At 54.0% G+C, this 19,018-nt stretch carries 12 protein-coding genes; 6 read left to right on the top strand and 6 right to left on the bottom strand.

The window, feature by feature from the left end:
- Positions 1 to 11 precede the first annotated feature (11 nt).
- On the top strand, positions 12 to 1,115 hold the full coding sequence (locus CRP01_RS02850; RefSeq protein ID WP_099148479.1) for a DUF6544 family protein: 1,104 nt from the start codon (positions 12 to 14) through the stop codon (positions 1,113 to 1,115).
- A gap of 7 nt (positions 1,116 to 1,122) precedes the next feature.
- Here CRP01_RS02850 and CRP01_RS02845 read toward each other — a convergent pair whose 3' ends face one another.
- Together CRP01_RS02845 and CRP01_RS02840 are read right to left on the bottom strand one after the other, a co-directional pair.
- On the bottom strand, positions 1,123 to 1,971 hold the full coding sequence (locus CRP01_RS02845; protein ID WP_170110194.1) for an SDR family oxidoreductase: 849 nt from the start codon (positions 1,969 to 1,971) through the stop codon (positions 1,123 to 1,125).
- 171 nt (positions 1,972 to 2,142) lie between these two features.
- Positions 2,143 to 4,863 (bottom strand): glycoside hydrolase family 78 protein, encoded by a 2,721-nt coding sequence (locus CRP01_RS02840; RefSeq protein ID WP_099148477.1) that lies wholly within the window; start codon positions 4,861 to 4,863, stop codon positions 2,143 to 2,145.
- A 188-nt stretch (positions 4,864 to 5,051) separates the two neighbouring features.
- On the opposite strand from CRP01_RS02840, the gene CRP01_RS02835 reads away from it, so the two are divergent.
- Both CRP01_RS02835 and CRP01_RS02830 read left to right on the top strand, forming a co-directional pair.
- Positions 5,052 to 8,129: a PVC-type heme-binding CxxCH protein gene (locus CRP01_RS02835; protein WP_099148476.1), complete on the top strand. Its 3,078-nt coding sequence runs from the start codon at positions 5,052 to 5,054 to the stop codon at positions 8,127 to 8,129.
- A 43-nt stretch (positions 8,130 to 8,172) separates the two neighbouring features.
- Complete coding sequence (locus CRP01_RS02830; protein ID WP_143473237.1) at positions 8,173 to 9,048, top strand: ChbG/HpnK family deacetylase; 876 nt, start codon at positions 8,173 to 8,175, stop codon at positions 9,046 to 9,048.
- Positions 9,049 to 9,081: 33 nt separating this feature from the next.
- Here the strand turns inward: CRP01_RS02830 and CRP01_RS02825 are convergent, their stop codons facing one another.
- Complete coding sequence (locus tag CRP01_RS02825; RefSeq protein WP_099148474.1) at positions 9,082 to 10,293, bottom strand: Gfo/Idh/MocA family protein; 1,212 nt, start codon at positions 10,291 to 10,293, stop codon at positions 9,082 to 9,084.
- Between the two features lie 266 nt (positions 10,294 to 10,559).
- On the opposite strand from CRP01_RS02825, the gene CRP01_RS02820 reads away from it, so the two are divergent.
- Together CRP01_RS02820 and CRP01_RS02815 are read left to right on the top strand one after the other, a co-directional pair.
- Complete coding sequence (locus CRP01_RS02820) at positions 10,560 to 11,045, top strand: aminotransferase (RefSeq protein ID WP_099148473.1); 486 nt, start codon at positions 10,560 to 10,562, stop codon at positions 11,043 to 11,045.
- A 228-nt stretch (positions 11,046 to 11,273) separates the two neighbouring features.
- On the top strand, positions 11,274 to 12,131 hold the full coding sequence (locus CRP01_RS02815) for an SH3 domain-containing protein (protein WP_099148472.1): 858 nt from the start codon (positions 11,274 to 11,276) through the stop codon (positions 12,129 to 12,131).
- 107 nt (positions 12,132 to 12,238) lie between these two features.
- Here the strand turns inward: CRP01_RS02815 and pgm are convergent, their stop codons facing one another.
- From pgm to CRP01_RS02800, 3 genes are all read right to left on the bottom strand, one after another.
- Entirely contained in the window at positions 12,239 to 13,879 is a 1,641-nt protein-coding gene (pgm, locus tag CRP01_RS02810; RefSeq protein WP_099148471.1) for a phosphoglucomutase (alpha-D-glucose-1,6-bisphosphate-dependent), read from the bottom strand.
- A gap of 177 nt (positions 13,880 to 14,056) precedes the next feature.
- Complete coding sequence (locus tag CRP01_RS02805) at positions 14,057 to 16,861, bottom strand: family 78 glycoside hydrolase catalytic domain (RefSeq protein ID WP_099148470.1); 2,805 nt, start codon at positions 16,859 to 16,861, stop codon at positions 14,057 to 14,059.
- A 46-nt stretch (positions 16,862 to 16,907) separates the two neighbouring features.
- Positions 16,908 to 18,332, bottom strand: a complete 1,425-nt coding sequence (locus CRP01_RS02800) for an arylsulfatase (RefSeq protein WP_099148469.1) — start codon at positions 18,330 to 18,332, stop codon at positions 16,908 to 16,910.
- 189 nt (positions 18,333 to 18,521) lie between these two features.
- On the opposite strand from CRP01_RS02800, the gene CRP01_RS02795 reads away from it, so the two are divergent.
- Positions 18,522 to 18,959: a hypothetical protein gene (locus CRP01_RS02795; protein ID WP_222845648.1), complete on the top strand. Its 438-nt coding sequence runs from the start codon at positions 18,522 to 18,524 to the stop codon at positions 18,957 to 18,959.
- Positions 18,960 to 19,018 lie beyond the last annotated feature (59 nt).

Below are 19,018 nucleotides of genomic sequence, written 5' to 3'. Positions count from 1 at the left end.
ACCCTTCCGCCATGTTGCGTATCCTCTTTGCCTCCTTTATCGCCATTCACGGACTTATCCATTTGTTGGGCTTTCTTAAAGCTTTCGATCTGGCTGCGATCACTCAGCTCAATCAGGACATTTCCCGGGCCAGGGGAATCGGATGGCTGTTGGCTAGCATTCTGATCGTTGGCGGAGCCCTGTTGTTTGCCCTGCAGCAACCCTGGTGGTGGATACCGGGAATGCTCGGTGCCTTTCTTTCACAGGTACTGATCTTTATGGCCTGGAGTGATGCCCGGGCCGGTACCCTGCCCAATGTATTGCTGATCCTGGTGGCCGTTCTGGGTTTTGGGGCCTGGGAATTTCGGCAGTCGGTCAAAGGACGGGTCGTTGATATCTGGCCGGAGGAGTCGGTGCAAACGGAAAAAGTGCTCGCCGAAGAACTGCTGACCCTGCCGGAGCCGGTGCAAAAATGGCTGCAGCGCACCGGTGTGCCGGATCGGGATCGGGCCAAAAAGATCTACCTTCAACAAAAGGGGCAAATGCGGACCGCTCCGGGTGGGAAATGGATGGATTTTGAAGCTGAACAGTGGTTCCTGACGGAACAGCCGACCTTCCTCTGGCACGCCAAGGTAGGGGCGGGGTCGCCCGTTCGGCTGAACGGCCGGGACCAACTCATCGGAGGACACGGTCGTATGTTGATCAAATTGTTCGGATTGATCCCCATTGTGGATGCCGATGGTCCCACGATTGATCAGGGAACATTACTGCGCTACCTGGCGGAGACGATCTGGTTCCCGTCCGCAGCGACCGAACCTTATATCCAATGGACGCCCATCGACAGTCTACGGGCCCGGGCGACCCTGACTATCGGTCAGAACCAGGTCAGTGGTGTTTTCTTTTTCAATGAGGCCGGAGATGTGGTGGGCTTTGAAGCCCTGCGCTATTACGATCGCAAAGGCACCTCTAAATTGGAAGTCTGGCACATCGCTATCGACGGAGACAGCTACCGGAATTTTAACGGCCTTCGAATACCGGTGAAAAGTCAGGTGAGCTGGAATCTTGAAGAGGGCGAATTTCTTTGGTTAAAACTTGAGATCACCGATCACCTGGTCAATGCCTCTCCCGATTTATAGGCTGGGATTATTTTTTCAGTTGCCGGTGGATGCCCCAGTCCAGTACTCTGGCCGGTACCAGATAGCGCACCAGTATCCAGTCACTGAAATAATTTTTGACAATAGCGTAGCGGGTTTTGGGGCGTTTCTTTTCGGAGATGGCCACTACCTTATTAGCAAATTCATCGGGATCCATTCCCCTCTTTCCGGTATTTAGGGTGATGGTGCGGAAATTCTCCAGGTACTTACCAAATATGGAATTCCGGAAGCGGTCGGGCACTCCGCTGCTACTATTCTTCTTCCAGATGGGCGTACGAATACTGCCCGGGGCAATGATGATTACATCGATCCCGAACGGGTAAAGTTCCCGGCGCCAGGAGTTGGATAATCCTTCCAGTGCGTGTTTGGAGCTGACGTAAGGCCCCAGATACGGATAAGCCACCTGCCCGGAAATGGAGCTGATATTAAGGATCCTTCCCGGCGGATGATCCGCATTTTCCACTGCTCCCAGCAGCGGCAAACAAGCCTTCGTCAGGCGCAGTACACCGTAGAGGTTGACGTCGAACTGATGGTGAAAATCCTCCGTATCGATCAGCATAAGGGGTGCACTCACCGCAACTCCGGCATTGTTGATCAGCAGATCGAGCCCTTTGCCGTCCAGGTGCCGGCGGACTACTTCGATTCCTTCCCGGATAGCTGATTCGTCGGTAACGTCGAATAGCAGTGGAACAAAATCGGGAAATTCACTGAGCAATCGTTCGCGATCACTCTCCCGGCGAATACTGCCGAATACTTTGTAGCCCCGCCGGTAATAGGCCTGCAGGAGATGGTAACCAATACCGGTGGACACGCCGGAAATCAATACGGATCTGGTCATGGTAAACGGAATTAATACGGTTTGCAATATAAATGCGAAAAGGTGAACAAGAGGAACCTTTACCCAATCCATTGGCTGTACTCCTTTTATTCACCTTTTCACTCCCGGCGCTTAGCCCCGCCGGTGCTTGATCTATCGCTACTTGATACCGACCTCAATCGGCATTTAGGCTTATTCGTAACTGTAACTAAAACTATACTGGCCGGATCCGACCTCCAGCAGCAGCTTATCGTCCATTTCCTCGACATTTTTCAGATCAGCATTTTCTCTGACCCCCTGGCCGTTGGCCTGTACGCCGGTAATCGTGGCTTTGGGCAATTCGATGATCGCGGCGGTATTCGGTGGTATGGTGACGTTGACCTGCAGTTGGCCATCTTTTAACGTCCAGCCGGAAGCGATCTCGCCGTAAGAGCTGTCAAAAGTAGCGCGGGCGAATTCCAGCCGTTCGTCCGGATGCGGCTGAATGCGGATCTGTTTGTAACCCGGCGCGCCGATCTCAATGCCGGCTACTACCCGGTACATCCAGTCGCCAATGGCTCCGTAGGCATAGTGGTTGAAAGAGTTCATGCCTTTATCCTGAAAAGTGCTGTCGGTTTTCTGGCCATCCCAACGTTCCCAGATAGTGGTGGCGCCCATCTTTACCGGATACAGCCAGGATGGGTATTCCTCCTGCAGCAGCAGGTCGTAACCCACATCGGTATAACCGTTATCGGAAAGGACGTGGCACAAATAAGGGGTTCCCAAAAATCCGGTGGATAAATGATTATTGCGTTTGCGGATATTGTTTACCAGGTGCTCAGCCGCTTTGGGCCGCAGCTCGTCGGATAACAGATCAAACATCAGGGCCAGTACGTAGGAAGTTTGCGAATCGGATGCAATCCGGCCCGAACCGGTTACGTAATTATCCTGAAAAACGGATTTGATCTTTTGGTACAGCTCGGCGTAGAATTTGGCGTCGGCATCTTTCCCCAGAACTTCGGCAGCCTGGGACAGCAACCTGGACGAATAGGCATAGAACATGGTGGCGATCATATCCGGATTGGTATATCCGTCCGGTTCGGTATGGCTGGTCATTTTAGGTTTGTAGTACAACCAATCCCCGAATACGCTGCCGCCGGTCCATAGGTAGCTGTCGCCGGATTTTTCGCGGATGTAATCCACGTATGCTTTCATGGAAGGGTACTGCGTGGCCAGTAGATCCTTATCGCCGTATACCAGATACATGGTCCAGGGAGCAATGGTGGCTACATCACCCCACCCGGCGGACACGCCGCCCTGACGCAAAGCGTTCGGGATCACAAACGGTACGCCGCCGTTATCCAGTTGATCGGCGCTCAGGTCCTTGAGCCACTTGGTGAAAAAGGCAGAAACATCCATGTTGAAAGCAGCCGTCCGGCAGAAAGCCTGGGCGTCGCCTGTCCATCCGAGGCGTTCGTCCCTTTGGGGGCAATCCGTGGGAACGTCCAGAAAATTGCCCTTCTGACCCCAGACAATATTGTGCTGCAGCTGATTGATCAGGGGATTAGAGCATTCAAAAGTTCCGGTCGGTTCCATGTCCGAGTGGATCACGACGGCGGTAATATTTTCCGGGCTCAGCTCTCCGGGGAATCCGTCAATTGCGATGTAGCGAAAGCCCATGAAGGTGAAACTTGGTTCGTAAACTTCCAGTCCGTCGCCCTTCAGCGTATAGGTCAGGGCCGCTTTTGCCGCCCGTAGGTTTTCGGTATAAAATTCGCCGTACTTATCCAGTACTTCGGCGTGGCGAATGGTGACGGTCGTACCGGCTGGCCCTTCCACTTTAAGCTTGATCCAGCCCACGAGGTTCTGCCCCAGATCCGCTACCAGGGTGCCCTTGGGCGTTTTCCAGACCTTTACCGGCTGGATCTCTTCGATCTTCCGTACGGATACAGTTTCGGTAGCGATCAGCACTTCCTTGGAGTGATCCGCGACGGTAACATCGTCCCAATCCTTCATATTAAAACCGGCTTCATTCCAGCCATTCATCTCTTTGCGGGCATCGTACGTTTCTCCGTTGTAAATACTGTTCAGAACAATGGGGCCCTCCTGACTGCTTTTCCAGCTTCCGTCGGTCACGATGGTTGCCTGCTGACCATTGGTATAGGTTACCTCGATCTGACAGATAGCGCCGACTGCCTTGCCGTAGATCGCCCAATTGTCCATCCAGCCGAGGGCACCGCGAAACCAGCCGTCACCGAGATGAATGCCTACGGCATTTTCTCCTCTCTGCACCAGATCGGTCACATCGAATACCTGGTATTGAATACGGTCGTGGTAGACGGTCCATCCGGGGGTGAACACTTCGTCCCCAACCTTCCGGCCATTCAGAAAAAGTTCGTACAAACCCCGGGCGGATACGTAGGCCCGGGCGCTGGCGATGTTGCGGTTCAGGCTGAAATCCTTGCGGAGTAAATAGGCCGGGCCGTCCTGCAGGGTATCCTGTTTAGGCTCGATCCATTCAGCCTGCCAGTCACTGGTGTTGAGCAATCCGGTTTCCCAGAATGCCGCTTCGCTCCAATCGCTTTCCTGCCCCTGGTTATCCCAGATCTTGACCTGCCAGTAATAACGCTGGCCCGACTCCAGGGCCGCTCCCGCATAGGGAACCAGCACGGATTGACCAGAATTTGTCTTGCCGCTGTTCCATACCAGGCTCTTCCGGTTGAACCGCATATCGGTGGCCACCCGGATGGCGTAAGCCGTTTGCATAATACCGTTTGCCCGGTCTTCCAGTTTCCAGCTCAGACGGGGCTTTGCCGCTTCTATCCCCATTGGATTGACCTTATGTTCACAGCTAAGGTCATAGACGGAAAGCGCCTGTAAGGGTAGGGTGAAAAAGCAGAGCCCGATCAGGGCTACTAAAGAAAGGTATCTCATGTAATAGTTGGTTTTTTCGCTTTGTTCAATATCAATTTGCCGGGAAAAGGTAATGAAAAAATCCCTAATTACTATCCAATACAGGATGGTTAGGCCTTTCCAAAACCTTAACTTTATTCGGTCTCACCGGCAGTTTTTACGCTCAGACCGGATTGTAAGATCTAAGCTCCCGGATAAAACGAAGCAAGATGAACCTTAATAAACTTTACCCGCTGATCACTTCCATTCTGTTGGCTTCCGTTTGGTACAGCTGCCAGCCGGAACCGGACGCTTCATCCGGTACCGACAACCATGCTGCGTATCTGGCCCTATCCCTGGAAGAGCGACAGGAAGCCCAAAATGCCACCGGATCATTCGAAACCGCCGAAGGCCTCAAGGCAACTTTATTCGCCGGAGAACCCATGGTAATAAACCCCACCAATATGGCCATCGATGAACGCGGCCGGGTCTGGGTCTGCGAATCCTACAACTATGCGGTGCCCGAAAAAGAGCAGACCGAAAAAGGGGGGCGTATTATTATCCTGACGGATACCGACGGCGATGGGCGGGCGGATGAGCGCAAAGTCTATTACCAGGGGGAAGATGTCCATCTCGCACTGGGGATCAATAAACTGGGTCGACATTTATACGTTAGCCGAAGTCCCAATTTGCTGGTCTTTACCGACCTGGATGGGGATGACCTGCCCGACCGCAAGGATACGCTGTTTACCGGCATGGGTAATCCGGGAGATCACTCGGCCCACGCCCTGGTCTTCGGACCGGACGGCCGCTTTTACTTCAATTACGGCAATGCCGGCAAACAGGTGCTCCTACCCGATGGTACTCCGGCGGTGGATTACCGGTCCGGCCGGCAAGTCGTCGCCAATGGACAACCATATCACGGCGGCATGATCTTTCGCTGCGAACCGGACGGCAGTAAGCTGGAAGTACTTGCACATAATTTTCGAAATAATTACGAAGTAGCCGTCGACGCTTTCGGCAGCCTGTGGCAGTCTGACAACGACGATGACGGCAACCGGAGCGTCCGGATCAATTACATCCAGGAATACGGAAATTACGGCTACCTGGACGAACGCACCGGTGCCCACTGGAGCGCAGTACGTACCGGCATGCACGATTCGATCCCCCAGCGCCACTGGCACCAGAATGATCCGGGCGTAGTCCCAAATATGCTGATCACCGGTGCGGGCTCGCCGGCCGGTATCACGGTCTACGAAGGGGAACTGTTGCCGGAACGATTCCGGGGGCAGCTCATCCACGCGGATGCCGGACCGAACGTAGTTCGCGCCTATCCCGTCCGTGCGCAGGGCGCAGGATACCGGGCAGAGACTTTACCGTTGCTGAAAAGCCCGTATGATCAGTGGTTCCGGCCGGTAGATGTGGCAACCGCTCCCGACGGTTCGCTGATGATCGCCGACTGGTACGATCCAATTGTAGGTGGCGCAGCGGCCGGAGACCACGAAAAGGGCCGGATCTTTCGCCTGGCCCCCACGGATACCTCCTACCGTTGGAGTGAGCCGGACCTGAGCACTATTCCCGGTGCGATCACCGGTTTGCAAAATCCCAATGAATCGGTACGTTATCTTGCCTGGCAGACTTTACACGAGGCCGGAGCGGAAGCGGAACCGGCACTGCTGGAACTCTGGAAGCAGCAGGACCGGACCCGGCATCGCGCCCGCGCGCTCTGGCTGCTGGGACAGCTACCGGGCAAAGGAAACGAATACGTCGGGGCGGCCATCCGGGACGCGGAAGAAATGATCCGGATCAGCGGGCTTCGGCTGGCCCGCCGGCTGGAAATGGACCTGCTACCGGTGGCCCGGCAACTCGTACGGGATCCCAGTCCAGCCGTACGCGCCGAACTGGCGATCGCACTCCGACATACGGACGGAACGGAGGCCGCAGCGATCTGGGCCGAATTGGCCGAACAATACGACGGCGCAGATCGCTGGTATCTGGAAGCGCTGGGTATCGGAGCGGATCCCCACTGGGAAACTTTTTTTTCGGCCTGGCTGGATCGGGTAGGAGAGGGATGGAAGCAGGCCGGTGGCCGGGACATCATTTGGCGGTCCCGCTCCCGGGCGGCCGCTCCCTTACTGGCGGACCTGATTGCCGATCCGCAAACCTCCGAAACGGAGCGTTTGCGGTATTTCCGGGCGTTTGATTACCATTCCGGAAAGGATAAAAATAAAGCCTTGCTCGGGTTACTGGAAGCAGATCATCCCCGACAGGACGCAATTGATGCACTGGTCCTGCAGCATCTGGAAACCGAAGACCTGGTGAGGAGTCCGGCGTTGAATAATGCCCTGCAAAGAACCCTGGATAATCTGAAAGGAGGCTGGCAGTACGTCGATCTGGTTGCCCGCTATCAACTCCGGGGACGGAAAGAGGAATTGTTGCAGATTGCCGCCAGTAGCGGTGAACCGGAAGCGGCGGCCCTGGCGGCCGGCGTGCTGATCGATCCGGCTACGTTCGATGGCATGGAATTGATAAAAGAAAGGATCTACACCGACGATGCTTCGGCGCCCGCACTGATCCGGGCCATCCGGGCTACCGGTCGCAAAAGTGCATTTGAATTACTTCAATCTATTGTACTGGACAGCACCCTGAGCCTGGAGACGCAAAAGGCAGCCGTTACGGCTATGAGTCAGACCTGGACCGGTGAAGATTATCTTCTGGCCAGTGTGCAGGATGAGGCCTTCCCGGATGCGCTCAAACCGATGGCGGCGAGTATTCTGTTTAGCGTTTACCGTACGTCCATCCACGAAGAGGCCGCCGCTTATCTGGACCGCCCCGCAAATATCCGGGAGGAAGAACTGCCGCCTATCCGCGTGCTGGCGGCAACGGTTGGGAATGCGGTTCGTGGTCGCGCATTATTTGAGAACCAGTGTCAGATCTGTCACCGGGTAAACGGCCAGGGCGTGCAATTTGGTCCGGATCTGTCCGATATCGGGAACAAACTGGACAAAGCCGGACTTTATCGCTCAATTCTCTATCCCAATGAAGGGGTTAATTACGGCTATGAAACCTATAAACTCAGCCTGCGCTCCGGCGGAGTAGTGGTCGGATTACTGGCCAGCGAAACGGAAACGGCCATGGACCTGAAAATTATGGGCGGAGATGTACAATCTTATCCCCGGTCGGATATTGCTGACCTGGAAAAGATGGATAATTCCCTGATGCCCAATATCTCGCTGGCCATGGAACAGGAAGAACTGATCGATCTGGTGGAGTACCTGGCGGCATTAGGCGTTGCAAACACACTCTAAAGAAAGGAATTTAGGAAGTTTTAATAATGTGAAGGCTAACATCATGACAACAAAAAAACGAAAAACACTATTCATCGCTCTATTAGTGGCGCTCTGGAGTACGATGATCGTACCCTCGATGGCGGCCCAGGAGTCTACCCGCCTTATTATCCGGGTGGACGATATGGGCTGTTCCCACGCGACCAATACCGGTATCGTCAAAACATTTGCCGACGGTATTGCTACCTCCGTGGAGATCATGGTACCCACTCCCTGGTACCCGGAGGCCATCGCTATGCTGGCGGAAATGCCGAACGTGGACGTCGGTATCCATCTGACCCTGACCAGCGAATGGACCAACGTCAAGTGGCGGCCGCTGACCGGTCCGTCCAGTATCACCGACGAACGCGGCTACTTTTACCCGATGATCTGGCCCAATGAACGTCTGGGTAAAGGTGCCGCGATCCAGGATCACGATTGGTCGATCGGAGATATGGAGCGGGAACTCCGGGCGCAGATCGAAATGGCCAAACGGGATATACCGCAGCTCTCTCATATGTCGGCGCATATGGGTTGCCTAAATATCAATGAAGAAACCAAAGCATTGTATAACCGACTGGGTAAGGAATACGGCCTGGATATATTTTTGGAGGACCACGAGGTGCAACGCATGCCCGGACTGGGAGATAATACACTGCCTCCCGAGCAGCGGGTAGTCAGGTTTATTGAAAACCTCAAAGGCCTGCAGCCCGGTACCTGGCTATTTGTGGAACATCCCGCAGATGATTTTCCCGAACAGCAGGCTATCGGCCACCCGGGCTACGAGCACGTGGCCCAGGACCGCTACGGGGTAATGCAAATGCTGACGGACAAGCGTGTAAAAAACGCTATCGCCGAGCTGGGTATTGAACTGGTCAGCTATGGTGATCTGAAAAAATAAACCTGGCAAAAATCTGAAAGGTCAGCGGAGCTTTTACAAACTCACCGGTTTTTGCTTCCGGGCGGATTCGTAGATAGCTTCCATGATCCGTACATCTTTCAGTCCTTCCTCTCCCGGAGTTTTGGGCTCGCGATCTTCCCGGACCGCACTGGCCATTTCATCCAGCATGGCGGCGAATTGGTTGGCCAATGGAAAGGAAAAATGCTGTTGGGGCCCTTCCGCGGGTTGGAAGGTCAGGTTGCGTTCGAAATAGTCGGTAGCCGGGTTCAGGCTCACGGTCCCTTCCGCTCCGTAGATGTGCATCAGTTTGCCCTGTGCTACCAGATAGCTGGTGGTACAGGTAGCTACGGCTTTGGAAGGAAACGCCATACTCCATTCCACGCCTTCCTCGACCGTTACTTCCGAACGGCCGCTGCCTTCCCGGAAACGGGCCATCACTTCGGTTGGTTCTTCGTCAAACATATACCGGGCTCCGTTCAGGGCGTAGATCCCAATATCGTACAGTGCACCGCCACCGGCGAGTTCTTTTTTAGCCCGCCACTGGTCGCGCGTATGATCCAGATTAAGCAGGCGGCCGTGATCGGAGGTGAAAAGCCGAACATCCCCGATCTGTCCCGGTTTCCCGTCTTTGCCCCGCACCAGCTCGATCGCTTTCAGATTGTAGGGATCGTACTGGGCCCGGTAACCGATCATCAGTTTTTTTCCGGCGGCCTTCCCGGCCTGGATCATAGCCTCACAATCTTCGACGGTAATGGCCATGGGTTTTTCGCAGAGCACGTGTTTACCGGCAGCAAAGGCGCGTTCGGTCATACTACGGTGCAGGGTGTTGGGAAGAATGATGTAGACCACATCGACGGTGTCGTCCAGAGCGATGCGGTCAAAATTATCGTAGTCATAGATATGATCGGAACTGATGCCGTAGGCCTTACCTACCTCCCGGGCTTTTTCAGTATTACCACTCACCAGCGCCGTCAATTTTGCTCCCTGGGTGTTGGCCAGATTCGGGATGATCTGATTGAGCGCATAAGCTCCCAGTCCGACAATCGCAAAGCCAATGCGTTCTTCGGGCGGCTTGGGCATGGGCACCAGAAGTTTCGGCACCGGCCGGCCCGTCAGTTTGGGATCGGGAATCGTATTGCTGAAGTTGCGGGTCGTTTCGGCGGTCGCATAAAGACCGGCGGTGGAAGCGGCGAGGTCGCCGGAATGACGTAAAAAGCCATGCAGAGAAGCGGGATAGAAGACCATATCTGTTATCTTTATTTTCTTTCCAGAACCGGAATTCTCGCAGCTGTGTTCGGGAAAAAAGGGCAGGACGTCCGGATGAGGAAATGTTATAAGGGCGTATTTTGACCAGTTAAATTGCGTGATCTTCCCGGCCGGTAAAGCCTGATCAGGTATCCGAGCGAAATCGTATCGGGTCGTTTTTTAACGAATTTCGCCTAGGATCAATCTAATTTTCGGGCATTTTACCGGTAAATGTCCTAATATGCAGGAAATTAAACGTACTAGCTATGAAGATCCAAGCAAGCTCTGTTCGTGGTAATTTTAAAGTGGTGAACGGCAACTGGGAGATCCTGGAGTTGAAATACGAAAAATGGTTTTCTACTAAAGCCAGTGCGCGTTATCGCAGTCAGGATATCCGGATCCAGGCCAAAGATTTCTGGGGAAGTAAATACATGATCCTTAAAAATAAAAAAGAGATCGGTGAAATTTCCTTCAACTGGAAAGGCCATGTGGTCATCAAGCTGACGGATACCGACGGTGTAGATCACGAATACGTGATGAAGGGTAAAGGCATGTGGAAACTGCGTTTTGAGATCTTTGATGAAAATGAAGATCTGGTTTTGAGCATGTTTTCCATAAACAAGTGGAATAAACTGAATCTGGATTACCGGATTGAAAAGACCGAACACGAACCGCCTTTCGATGAGCATGAATTTCTGCTCTATTGCGGTTATGCCGCCAATCTGTACGTGGCGAGAATGGGCGCTTCTTAAGCTCCTTATTCTACGAATTAAATAACGCCATGGCCGGCTCGCCGGCCATGGATATCTTTTTCTAGTCTGTCTGTTTCAAAAGACAAATGCTGATAGAAACAAGCGGCCCTGGGGTGTTGCCTTAAATCCGTAATTTTCGATAGAAATGAACGATACAGCACCTTAGAGGCTTTCACAACACCCAGATAGAATACTACCCTCATCTCCAGTCATCTCCGCAAATTGCGTATGAAAATTTTGCTTACTGCTGCCATTTCCGCTTTCCTCCTGGGTAGCCTGACCGCTCAGGACTTTCAATATGTAAATGCCTTCAACGGACTACTCGTGCGCGATGCGCCGGATATCACCGCCAGTCGTCTGGATAAACTTCCCTTTGCCGCCCGGGTGAACGTACTGGAAAACTCCGGCAAAGCCTACACACTTTTGGAAAATGGGAAAAAGATAAGCGGAGAATGGGTCAAAATAAAAGCTTATGATGACCGCCGTTTCCGGCAGATCACCGGTTATGTTTTTAACGCCTTTCTCACCCAAGAAAAGATTTTTCCTCTAAATCGGATCGACTTCGGCGGCCTTTCACTGGAAATGGAACATCTGGAGCTTTTCGATGACCTCGGCCCCAATGGTACCGATACGTTGCATTTCCTGTTGGAACCAGGCGAAAGCCCCGAAACCAAACGACTGCGGATCACGCGGAATATTTACCGGAAGATCGAGATCCTGCAGCGTTACGAAACTACCGTAACGATCATGGACGAAGGTCCGCACTGCGACCTGATTGAATGGGAACATTTCTATTCAGAATGGGAACCATTGACCTATCTGCCGTCTATCAATGCCTATCAGGTCCGGCAATACTCCGAAAGTGAAAGTAGAAAATTTATTGACGTCACTCCGGAAGAATTGCAACGGGCGGTACTCCAACATTGCGGTGAGCGGTGGGCTAAACTGATTCCTTCGGATCAATCCGTCGGGACCTATCCCAGCGGTATTGATATAAGCCGCATCTTTCTGAAGCTGGTGTTGACCGATCAAGACGGGCAGGTGTCCGAAAAGCTATTGATCTTCGAGTTACCGATGGGTTGTTAAACGACTTGCCGGGGCTACCAAAAATAAAACGGCACCCCCTTTGGCACGTTCCGACCTGCCGGTCCGGCAGCGATCTTACCAATGGAGATGCCGTAAGGCGTTGACCTTTATCCGATCACCCCATCCACTACTTTCTGGGCTTCCTGCTGCAACTGCTTCAGGTGGGCTTCTCCCTTAAAGCTTTCGGCGTAGATCTTATAAATATTTTCTGTTCCGGACGGACGGGCGGCAAACCAGCCGTTCGCCGTAGTCACTTTCAGGCCACCGATATCCGCTCCGTTTCCGGGGGCTTTGGTCAGAATGGCCTCGATCTTATCGCCGGCCAGTTCCGAAGATGTGATCTGATCCGGAGAAAGTTTTTTGAGTTTATCTTTTTGTTCCGGCGTGGCGGGCGCATCAATACGGTCGTAAACCGGCTCTCCGAATTCTTTGGTAAATCCTTTATAGATCTCTCCGGGATCCTTACCCGTCCGTGCGGTGATCTCGCCGGAAAGCAGGGCAGCGATCAAGCCGTCCTTATCGGTCGACCAGACCTTGCCTTGAAGATCTAGGAAAGATGCCCCGGCACTTTCTTCTCCGCCGAAGCCCAGCGATCCGTCAAACAGGCCGTCTACGAACCACTTGAAGCCCACCGGTACTTCCACCAGTTTCCGGCCCAACTTGGCCGCTACCCGGTCGATCATCTGGCTGCTCACCAGCGTTTTGCCGATGCCCGTATCCGGCCCCCAGTTCGGGCGGTTCTGGAACAGATAGTCGATCGCCACCGCCAGATAGTGGTTCGGTTGCATCAATCCGCTGCTCCGCGTAACGATCCCGTGCCGGTCGTGATCGGTATCACAGGCAAAAGCGACGGGAAAGCGGTCTTTCAACTGGATCAGTCGTTGCATGGCGTAACGGGAAGAAGGGTCCATCCGGATCTTTCCATCCCAGTCCAGTGACATAAAACGGAAAGTGTGGTCTACCTCTTTATCCACTACGGTCAGATTCAGCTTATAGCGATCGGCAATTCGTTCCCAGTACCGGACACCGGCACCGCCGAGTGGGTCTACGCCCATTTCGATACCGGAAGAGCGGAGCAATTCCATATCGATCACCTGATCGAGATCACCCGTGTAGGCATCCAGGTAGTCATAAAAATGGGTCGTATCGGCCTTGAGAGCTTTTTGGAGCGGCATGCGTTTCACCTGCCGCAGTCCATCTTCCAGCAATTCGTTGGCCTTGGCTTCGATCCAACCGGTCACGTTACTTTCGGCCGGTCCGCCGTTGGTCATATTGTATTTGAAGCCGCCGTCATCGGGCGGGTTGTGGGAAGGCGTAATCACAATGCCGTCGGCCAGCCCGCTGCTGCGGCCCCGGTTGTAAACAAGGATGGCGTGGCTCACCGCCGGGGTCGGCGTATAGTCATTATTATCGGCGATCATGATCACCACCCCGTTAGCGGCCAGTACTTCGATCGCGGAGGCCTGGGCCGGTTCGGAGAGGGCGTGGGAATCGATGCCCATGAACACGGGGCCGGTAATTCCTTCCTTCTCCCGGTAAAGACAAATAGCCTGCGTGGTGGCCAGGATGTGCTGTTCGTTGAACGATTTGTGTAAGGACGAGCCCCGGTGGCCGGACGTACCGAAGGCAACGCGCTGCTCGCGTACCGAAGGATCCGGCTGGTCCGTGAAATAAGAAGTAATGAGGCGTGGAATGTGGGTTAACTGATCAGGGTTGGCGGTCTTGCCTGCTTGTGGATGGACTCCCATAGAATTTATGTGTTTTTATGATAGTTGTCGGCAGCCTCTGGTCGCCAGTCGACGGTCAGCCTTATCACAAGGCTGACTGCTGACCACGGGCCGGGATCTGTCGAGATGTTCCAACATCGATAAAAATAGTCTCATTGATCGGGTTGCCCAAAAAAGCTATTAAGAATTTTTATAGGATCAGTTTTCTCCGGCCTGTATTTGCACTTTAAAATGGCCGTTACCGACCGGTAAAAGGATGAGGTCGCCGGGAACCTCATGGGCTTGCAGCCGCTCTGTGGTCCGGATGTCTCCCCCGGAAAAGATCACCTGATCATTCACGCGGATCTCGGGCCGTTCGAAACCGCTAAAGGGGATCTCGAGGATGGCGTCGGTATTGGGTGGGATCCGTACTTCCCATTCCAGCATCTGATCGGTCCGCCGGTATTCACTGGAGACAATGCCGCGAATGGATGTATACTGACCGCTGGCCGACGGGATCTGTTCCGTCAACTGTGGGCTCAGTATCCACCGGTCGCAGGCAACGGCATCCTCGGTGGGATTAATACCCAGCACCGAGCGGTAAAACCATTCGGAGATGGAACCGAACATTGGGTGATTGTGGGACGGACCGTTGTTTTGCCCACGCCAGGATTCCCAGAGGGTAGTGGCTCCGTTGGCAAGCATATTTCGCCAGCCGGGAAAGTCCGGTTGATTGGTTACTTCAAAGGCCAGATCATCCCGGTAATCCCGGCGGAAAACGTCGAGCATCATCTTGGTGCCGAAGATGCCGGTACTGAGATGGCCGTTCCAGGTGGTACGGATGGAATCTTCCAGCCGTTGCCAGGCCATTTCGCGCTCCTCTGTAGGCATGAAATCATACCAGAGCGCAACGGACTGAGCGGTCTGATTGCAATTGGCAAAACAGCCATTTTCGGGATTGTACTCCTCCACCAGGATCACATCGTGGATGGTGGTGGCCAGTTGCTCGTACTTTTCGGCATCCTCCGGGTGCTCCAGGATGCGGGCGAAGCGGGCCGTCAGTTGAACAATATGGTAATAAAAAGCGGTACTGGTAAAGGCTTCCGGTTTTTCATTGAGCAGTGCGTGGTCGCTGAGGCCGATATTGATCCGGTTGTTTTCCGCCACACTTTCCAGGAAGGCTACCAGTCTTTTGCAGGCCGGATAGTGGCGTTCCAGCAGTTGCCGGTCGCCGTAAAAGCGATACAGGAGGTCCTGCAGGAAGGGGAAAGCGAGTTGCCAGCCGATGGGCCCCGAACCGTCACCCAGCGTTTTTGAATCAATGCCTACATCCGGGGCGATCTCCGGCATACCTCCGAGGGGACGGACATCATCCGCAAAATCCTGAACGGCCTTTCGATAAAAATTGGCCATATCGTAATTGAAAATATAGGCCTCACCGGCGGTGACCATATCGCCTCCGTAGCCGAATTTTTCCCGGCCCGGGCAGTCGGACTCAATGCTGAATACGTTGCTCATAAACGTCCAGTCGCACACTTCCTGCAGTCGGTTGAAATCCTCGTTGCTGCACTGGAACTGCCCGGCTTGCGGCAGATTGGCGTTGAGGCGCAGGCCCTCTATGTCTTCGGTCCGGAGGTCACCGGGATAACCCCAGATCTGAACGTACCGGAAGCCATGGAAGGTAAAATGCTGCTGATAAACTTCTTCTTCCTGACCCCCGATGATGTAGTTGTCTTCCTGCCAGGCGGTAGGCGGCACACCCGGTCCGCCCTTCAGTCCAAAGGCCTCTTTGAGTTGGGTGGCTACGGTAGTCAGGCCGTTAACCGAACCATCCTCGTGCAGCAGTTCCCCGTAGCGCAGGCGGAGCGAATCCCCGGCTTCTCCCCGCACCTGCAGACGGATCCAACCGGCAAAATTCTGTCCGAAGTCCACTACGTGCACGCCCGGCGCCAATTGGGTCACCTTTTGGGCGGGAAGCCGTTTTGTGATCTCGATGGCCGGTTGTAGTTGCGGGACCAGCCTGCCGCCCGGAGCAGTAGTCGTTGAGGCAGCGGGCCAATTTTGGTCGTCAAAATCGGTAGCGGCCCAGTTGTCGATCTTCCGTCGCCCATCCTGGCGTTCTCCCAGATAGACATCATTGTAGAGGATCCAGCTATCGCCGTGTTTCCAGCTGTTATCCGAAACGATCACCTTTTTTTGACCGTCGGGGAAAGTGAGGTGAAGTTCGGCGATGAGTTTGGGTTGTCCGATGGTGAGGATCTCCCGGAGGTTCCAGCGGGCAAAGTGATCGATCGGCATGGGATTGTACCAGCCGTTGCCCAGCATCACGCCCAGGGTATTGGCCCCGGTATGAAGTTGCTCCCGGACGTCAAAGGTGGAATACAGTGTGCGTTCCCCGTAGTCGGTCCAGCCGGGATCGAGCACCGCGGCTCCGGTCTTTTCTCCGTTGAGATAGGCTTCGTAATAGCCCAGCCCGACGATATGGAGGCGGGCTTCGGACGGCATTTCCTCCAACTCGAAGTTTTTTCGGAAAAGAGGGGAGGGATGGTCCGCAAAAAAATCCGCCCGATCCTCAAAAGGTTCGGAACCGTCACTGATCCAGGACGCCTGCCAGCTGTCGGGCCCGGTTTCCCAACTGGCGATGGCACTGTAGGCAGAGGCCGCTTCCTGTTGGTCCCAGGTGCGTACCCGCCAGTAGTAGGTTTGATTGCCGGCCAGTGCCGGCCCCGCGTAATGGGCCTGGATCTCCCGGCCGGAATCCTGCCGTCCGCTGTCCCAGAGCAAATTCTCTTCGGCCAGCAGTGCGGTGGAATCCGTAGCTACCTGGATCTGCCAGCCGCTTTGGCGGACATCCTCTTTACCGGATTCCATCCACCAGGTAAAAAAGGGGGCTTCGACGGTGAGGCCCACGGGATTGGTTCGGTACATGCATTGCAGATGGGTCGGAGCTGAGGTGTCCATTCTGGATGAGGCGCAGGCCAACAGGCAGCAGCTGATGATCAGGGCTCCACTTAGGTTTTTCATTTTGTATTGTTCGGTGTGGCTTACCGCGATCGCGGTAAACTAAAGTTTATTCAAAACTAAAGGTAGTCGAAGGTGTATGGGAGGCTTTCATCTTAGCGAAACCTTCCCGTACCAGTTCCGGTTTTTCGGCGGACAGGTCCCGGGTCTCTCCCAAATCAGCCGAAAGATCGTAGAGGAGAGTATCCGGCTCCCGGCCGGGCTTCAGGCCCAGTTCGACCAATTTCCAGTCGCCCCAGCGCACGGCCTTTTTGCCGTCCTGTTCGTAGAATTCCCAGTAGACGTGATCGTGTTCCGGCTGTTCGTCACCCAGCAGCGTCGGAAGGAAAGAAATGCCGTCGGTCTCTTCCGGAATAGCGGTGCCGGCGATCTCGGCCAGCGTCGGCATGACGTCCCAGAAGGTAGATAGGTGATCACTCTCGGTTCCCGGGGCTACTTTGCCGGGCCAGCGCACGATCATAGGTACGCGGATGCCGCCTTCGTAGAGATCGCGTTTGGTACCCCGCAACGGTCCGTTGCTGTCGAAAAAGTCAACTTTTGCTCCGCCCTCTTCGTGCGGTCCGTTATCACTGGAAAAGATCACGATGGTGTTTTCGTCAATTCCGGCATTCTGTATCGCCTCGATGATCTGGCCGATATAAATGTCGAGATAGCTGATCAGGGCGGCGTGGGCCTTCTGGGCTTCCGGCCAGTCTTCCTGAGCGTACACGCCCAGTTTAGGTACTTCGATACCGACTTCATCGTAGTAGTGCGATTCATTATTGGCGTGGGGAGCGGTGAACGGTAGATAGAGGAAGAAGGAAGTGTCCCGGTGGGCGCGAATGAAATCGAGGGCCTTGTCCATAAATACATCCTGGGCAAAGGTGTTCTTTTCCAGCGCGATGCCGCCGACTCCTTTGGCGTAGGTTTCGGGAATAATGGTAACTACGTTGTCCAGCGAATCTTTAGTCTCGTTTTCCCACAGGTAATCCGGGTAGGAGTTGTGGGCGCGGATCTGGTTGAGGTAACCGTAAAAATAGTCGAAGCCCTGCCGGTTGGGAATGCCGGTACTGCCGGCTTCGCCCAGCCCCCATTTTCCGATGACGGCGGTCGCGTAGCCGGCGTCTTTCAGCATTTCTCCGATGGTCAGATCCTCCGGTAATAAGGGAACCACTCCGTTGCCGCGGATGCGGGCGTGGCCGGTATGTTTGCCGGTCATCAGAACACAACGGGAGGGGGCACACACGGTGCTCCCCGCGTAGTGCTGGGTAAATCGCATGCCATCTTCGGCCAGTCGCCGGAGATAAGGAGTTTTGATAGTTTCCTGTCCGTAGGGTTCGATATCGCCGTAGCCCAGATCATCGGCCAGGATATAGACGATGTTAGGTTTGCCGGGTTTTTCTCCGGATTCCGGTGTGGTCTCCGTTCCGCAGGAGGAGAACAGGAACAGTAACAGTATTGGCAACAGGTAGGCGGGAAGCCGATAGGTCTTCATTGCTCGAATTTTTAGGTTTGCGGGTTTACCGGTCACTAAAGTAAAGAAAGATCCGGCATTCATCATCCTGCTCATTCAGGTATTAAAGTGTCCGGCTCATCGGGACAAATTGCCCGTTCGGGGAAATATTCTTGCCGGGAGGTGCTTCGGTGCTGTAAATTACCGTTAGCATCCCAAAATAGAAAACAGATGAAGGTAAAGATCAGCAAGCTGCTGCTGGCGATCGCTTTGATGGCCCTGATAGTTTCCTGTAAAAAAGAAGATTCCGTACCGGATGATATTTCCCCGTCTGATGTTGCGGAAACGCTGGTATCCGGCGAATGGGTGATCACTTATTTTTTTGATTCGGACCAAGAGGAGACCAGCCACTTCAATGGTTATGTATTTCAATTCGCGGAAAGCGGTACGCTGACTGCTACAAAAGGTATGACTACGGTTACCGGGACGTGGTCCTCTGGAAATGACGACGGTCAGGCTAAAATCTATATCAGTTTCTCCACCCCGGAAGATTTTGAAGAACTCAGTGATGACTGGTACGTCCTGGAACGTACCAATTCCAAAATCAGACTCGAAGATGTCAGCGGCGGGAATGGCGGGACTGATCTACTGACCTTCGAAAAGAACTAAAACTTTTTAGGGTACTTTGGATTTTTGCGATCCCGAGTTTTCGGACACCGGAAGTTCGG

The sequence above is a fragment of the Flavilitoribacter nigricans DSM 23189 = NBRC 102662 genome, assembly GCF_002646595.1.
Taxonomy (GTDB): domain Bacteria; phylum Bacteroidota; class Bacteroidia; order Chitinophagales; family Saprospiraceae; genus Flavilitoribacter; species Flavilitoribacter nigricans.
This window is presented reverse-complemented; position numbering and strand designations above follow the sequence as displayed.

What these genes read in the sequence shown, in the direction of transcription:
- CRP01_RS02850 (WP_099148479.1), top strand. Translation starts at nt 12, where the DNA reads ATGTTGCGTATCCTCTTTGCCTCCTTTATCGCCATTCACGGACTTATC.
- CRP01_RS02845 (WP_170110194.1), bottom strand. Translation starts at nt 1,971, where the DNA reads ATGACCAGATCCGTATTGATTTCCGGCGTGTCCACCGGTATTGGTTAC.
- CRP01_RS02840 (WP_099148477.1), bottom strand. Translation starts at nt 4,863, where the DNA reads ATGAGATACCTTTCTTTAGTAGCCCTGATCGGGCTCTGCTTTTTCACC.
- CRP01_RS02835 (WP_099148476.1), top strand. Translation starts at nt 5,052, where the DNA reads ATGAACCTTAATAAACTTTACCCGCTGATCACTTCCATTCTGTTGGCT.
- CRP01_RS02830 (WP_143473237.1), top strand. Translation starts at nt 8,173, where the DNA reads ATGACAACAAAAAAACGAAAAACACTATTCATCGCTCTATTAGTGGCG.
- CRP01_RS02825 (WP_099148474.1), bottom strand. Translation starts at nt 10,293, where the DNA reads ATGGTCTTCTATCCCGCTTCTCTGCATGGCTTTTTACGTCATTCCGGC.
- CRP01_RS02820 (WP_099148473.1), top strand. Translation starts at nt 10,560, where the DNA reads ATGAAGATCCAAGCAAGCTCTGTTCGTGGTAATTTTAAAGTGGTGAAC.
- CRP01_RS02815 (WP_099148472.1), top strand. Translation starts at nt 11,274, where the DNA reads ATGAAAATTTTGCTTACTGCTGCCATTTCCGCTTTCCTCCTGGGTAGC.
- pgm (WP_099148471.1), bottom strand. Translation starts at nt 13,879, where the DNA reads ATGGGAGTCCATCCACAAGCAGGCAAGACCGCCAACCCTGATCAGTTA.
- CRP01_RS02805 (WP_099148470.1), bottom strand. Translation starts at nt 16,861, where the DNA reads ATGAAAAACCTAAGTGGAGCCCTGATCATCAGCTGCTGCCTGTTGGCC.
- CRP01_RS02800 (WP_099148469.1), bottom strand. Translation starts at nt 18,332, where the DNA reads ATGAAGACCTATCGGCTTCCCGCCTACCTGTTGCCAATACTGTTACTG.
- CRP01_RS02795 (WP_222845648.1), top strand. Translation starts at nt 18,522, where the DNA reads ATGAAGGTAAAGATCAGCAAGCTGCTGCTGGCGATCGCTTTGATGGCC.